The organism is Pseudomonas sp. GG8 (assembly GCF_052976945.1).
The window spans coordinates 1-3,841 of record NZ_JBRIIP010000002.1 but is presented as its reverse complement, the minus strand read 5'-3'; the positions used below and the strand labels follow the sequence as shown (position 1 = coordinate 3,841).

The following is a 3,841-nucleotide window of genomic DNA, read 5'->3' as shown; positions in this document are numbered from 1 at the left end:
GGTGTAGGTGTAGGTGTAGGTGTAGGTGTAAAAAAAAAAAAAAAAAAAAAAAAAAAAAAAAAAAAAAAAAAAAAAAAAAAAAGGAGCTGCCACCAACCAACATCTCAGCATGACAGTGGCACAGACACCAACCACTAACAACAATACTGTCCGTGACATGATGCAGAAGTCAGCATTGCGACACTGATGCCAGAGCCCGTGTGTCTGTGCGCATGCGGTCACCAAATCCTTGGAAAGTAACTGTTCCTTAAATTCCCATGATTTCAGGGGATCCAGGCCAAAGATATCATGTTGGTGGAACCATGATTTAAAATATTAAACATTCTAATACTCATCCTACTCTATTTCTGCCTGTTGTTCCTGTGGCACAGCCATTTAGATACCATTGGTGTAATCGAGTACTGTGGACCCATATAGTTTGTTTACCGGCAATATTAACAGCCATGGCTGGGTTGGTTGGTGAGTCTACCAGAAACACTGCACAGTACCATTAATATCTATGTCAGTGTCATTCTCCATGGATCTCTAGTCCACTTGTTCTAGTGATAATAAATGTAGCACTTAACATACAAGAACTTGGGAGTTGTCATTAAAGCATACTTATTTGCTTGGACAGTTAAAGTTAATCCTGTTCCATAGTATGTTAAAGTTGTGCTCCTTGGTCATCACCAAAATTTATAACAGCGCTATCAGTAAGAAAAACATAGTTAAAATTTTGGTCCAGTTGTTCCTAGTAACACGGAAGCATCAGATTTACCAAAGCAGTTTGTCCTGGTGGCGCTTGGTGTATTTGAAAATCCATATCAATAGCACCAAAACCTAAGTTATGAACCTAAAGTATAATCACCAGTTGTACAATGTTCACGACATTATCGTTCACAAAGTAAGTTGATACTCAGCATTATGGTCATTGCCATTGTTCCGGCATCATTAATTAGGATACCATGCACACTTGCTACGACCAGTATTGCCGCAAAGTGCGCCATTAATTAAATTAATTTCAGCCGCAGTAGATGTAACTGCTATTGCTTTCCAAAGTAATTGACCATGTGACGATGATGAAGAACCTGCGCCACCTCCAAGAATCAAATCATCAGCGGAAGTCTCCATAACATATTCAGGCACTAGCAGCATTACCAAAGAATTTCTCATCGTGTCCTGCATCATATCAACACAACTATTATCTACCAATGAAGTTAATAAAACTGATAAAGTTAAATTTGCTTCTGCATAAAGTTGTATAATAATAAACCTTCAGTAACTAATACCGCTTGTCTGAGCATTGTTCAAGTACCGTTTACAGCAGCAGCAGTTGCAGTTTCAAAAACTATTTCCTGCCCTGCACCGGCTGATGTTAAGAAGTTGCCGTCTGCTAAAACTTCCACCTCATTCCAGTCTTCTATTAAGGCGGCTACCTATAATTCCACTCATAACTTCCTCCTATAATGTTTGGTCCAATAGCTAACTCCGCCAAACATCAACATCTGCTGATGAACCAGTTATAAAACCTAGCATGTCTGTACCTTCAATAACTGTATTATCATTATGCACGAAAGTCATTACCACTAATGCTTGTGTTTTATAAATAGTAATAGTCTATGCCCACCATCATCATCATCAACGTGTTGGGTCAAATGTTATCCACACCTGCCGTTTCACAAATTGAAATTGATAGAATGGTGTAAGTGTGACCACTTGTCCCATCTATCAACTTAACTTATCAATTTGAACAGGTAGGCTTCGTGTACTTTTGGTAAGCTCCATGTTCCTAAAATCCTAGTACCATTGCTTTTCCTCTATTGAAAATGTATGGTTCATACTAAATCCAAGTTTACAGTATTTCCAGAAATGGTTAAATCAAAGCACTCTCTTCCTCAGATTTTCTATCTCCGTCATCCAGAATGTCATTCCAACATTTGATGGAACATTAATATCGGTTGTTGCTGTTAAGTTAATATCATTTCCAGAATTAAATGTAAAGTCTGTTCCATCAGATTGGATTTTTTGTTGAGCCGAATCTCTAAAATGAAGTCCTACATTTGTGGGAACAACAATATCTGTCGTTGCTGTTAAATTTAATAAATTACTGGAAGCGATTGTTAAATTAATTCCATCACACCTGTATTTTTCTCCATAATCACCAAAATGTTACGCTTGGCAGAACCTATATTAATATCACCTCCACCAGCAGTCTTTTGTAATTGATTAGTCCATTCCATGTCGTTGAATTTTTTCTGTACCTGCAATTGAACCATGCTTTTACAGCAAGTGCCACGTACTCTGTTGCTGTTAAATTAATAGTGTTACCACTAATAGTTAAATCAGTGCCATCACCTTCTATTTTTCAGCATCATTCACCAAAAGTGACTCCAACACCTGACGGTATGTTCATGCTGATGTTGCTGTAAGTTAATGTCAGCACCAGAGGTTACTGTTAAATCTGTACTCCCTTCAATCTTTTCACCACTGCCAAATGTTATTCCTACATCTGCTGAATGACAACGTCAAATGCTGCCATTTTTAGTTAATCTTGGCGCCTGACGCTATGGTCAAGTCAGTTTGCATCACCACTTATGTATTCGCCACCTTGGTGGCCTAGACAAAGTATAATTTGTTTGTGCTATCATCGTTTGATAATAAACCTAAAGAATCCTAGTGTGGCAGCAGCATGGTGTGAATGACACCATCACTTGTTTGTGCATCAACTTTTAAGGAATAGTGAGTACCACCACACCTTCAAGAGTAAATCATCTTCATGAGAAATGGTATTTTGTGAGAAGATAAAATACATCTTCATGCCCAGGCGCTGAAACAACGGCACTATCACTGTTTGAACTTGTGGATGCCATTATTGCCCAGTGTGTCCGTAGACGGCATTCTTCCCAATTTCCAAGGCGTTTCCCATTCATCTTGATTGACAATGGCATAATAAGTTGTATTGCCATCACGATTCCCGCAACAAATGTCTCAAACGATGAAACAGCACCACTTCCAATTTCAGCATACCTGTTCCTGTTGTTGTCGAAGTTTCCTTGACTCTATCGTTACGCTTTAAAGCCATATATTATCTCCTACGCTGTAATCGTAAAATAGCATTCTGATGAGCAGCCGGAAATTGAAACGTAAATGTTCCACTTGTTGATGTCTTATCACCACCAAAGTCCAATACGCATATCGCCTTATTAGATTCATACTACTTTATAAATTAATGCGGCTCTTGCTGTGATTGTTGCTGATGTAAATGATACATAGAAAAATCAGTAATAGCAGTGACCCAGCTTATTAGCATCACATTTGTTAACAAACCACCCCCACATCATTTCCTTGAATTAGAACTTCATTTGTAGCGGAATAGGCAGATAATTAAAACACCTGAGAAACAATTGGATGGTGTGGTGCAAGTTGTGGGAAGCGTTACTCTCCTGTCCTTGAGGTGCATACATTTATAAACAAGAATTTCCATGTATGAGCCTACAACAGCTTTGGTATTTGCCATGTGTTGTATATGGTTGTTTGTGTTACCATGCCTTCATATTTAATTCACCATGCATATATTCATCTCTTCGATGCCTCTCCTTGCTCTATCATCAACTCCTGTATGGCACGTTGATATGATTGTTCATATAATACCAGTCATTACCGCACTCATGTCCTTCAAGAATTTGAAGGCTTCTGCAAGACTTCCGTAAAGCAATGCCAATGGGGCATTATTTCGCGGACAGCGTTATCTGGAACTAGATAGTCTTGTTGGTGATAATCCTGTCTTCTGCTGTTCTACGCTGTTGCATCCGGCGTTGGCGCAAGATAAATTGAGTTTTCATCCCACCAAGCCCAGTATTTT

The 3,841-nt window shown here is 38.7% G+C and carries 2 protein-coding genes; both read right to left on the bottom strand.

Annotated elements, in window-relative coordinates:
* Window positions 1–930 precede the first annotated feature (930 nt).
* Window positions 931–1,152 carry a hypothetical protein gene (locus ACVBEG_RS26715; protein ID WP_447108491.1) on the bottom strand — a complete coding sequence of 74 codons (222 nt, stop codon included), beginning with the start codon at window positions 1,150–1,152 and terminating at the stop codon, window positions 931–933.
* A gap of 947 nt (window positions 1,153–2,099) precedes the next feature.
* On the bottom strand, window positions 2,100–2,255 hold the full coding sequence (locus ACVBEG_RS26710; protein WP_447108490.1) for a hypothetical protein: 156 nt from the start codon (window positions 2,253–2,255) through the stop codon (window positions 2,100–2,102).
* Between the last annotated feature and the right edge of the window lie 1,586 nt (window positions 2,256–3,841).